Annotated in this window: 1 protein-coding gene; it reads left to right on the top strand. The window is 50.9% G+C overall.

The genetic code is table 11. The annotated features are described in order from the left end of the window. Positions 1–82: 82 nt before the first annotated feature. The coding region (dapA, locus tag ACTHUM_RS16355; RefSeq protein ID WP_440403473.1) for a 4-hydroxy-tetrahydrodipicolinate synthase at positions 83–751 on the top strand (669 nt) is incomplete at its 3' end.

Raw genomic sequence — 751 nt, 5'->3', positions numbered from 1 at the left:
GCGGATATGTTTCACACAAACAACAAAGTAAGCTACAATCCGATGAATAATCCACCCACACCATAAAATTAAAGGTTTCCGTATGTTAAAAGGCAGTCTGGTTGCCCTGATTACTCCGATGAATCAAGACGGCAGCATCAACTACGAACAACTTCATGACTTAATCGACTGGCACATTGAAAACGGCACCGACGGCATCGTCGCAGTCGGTACCACCGGCGAGTCAGCCACCCTGCCTGTCGAAGAACATTTGGCCGTTATTGAAGCCACTGTCAAACACGTCAACAAGCGCGTTCCCGTTATCGCCGGCACAGGCGCCAACAATACTGTCGAAGCCATCGCCCTTTCCAAAGCAGCCGAGCAAGCCGGTGCGGACTACACCTTATCTGTTGTTCCCTACTACAACAAACCTTCGCAAGAAGGCATTTACCAACATTTCAAAGCCATCGCCGAAGCCACTTCGATTCCGATGATTATTTATAATGTTCCCGGCCGTACCGTCGTGAGCATGAGCAACGACACTATTTTGCGTTTGGCCGAGATTCCGAATATCGTCGGTGTGAAAGAAGCCAGCGGCAATATCGGCAACAACATCGAATTGATCAACAGCGTTCCTGAAGGTTTTGCCGTGTTCTCCGGCGATGACCCTACCGGCCTGCCTTTCATGCTGTGTGGCGGTCATGGCGTGGTAACCGTCGCAGCCAACGTTGCACCGAAACTCTTTGCCGATATGTGTCGAGCCGCCCTTGAG

It is taken from the genome of Neisseria sp. P0021.S006 (assembly GCF_051956895.1).
The sequence above is the reverse complement of the archived record's forward strand: the minus strand, read 5'-3'. Positions and strand labels throughout refer to the sequence as shown.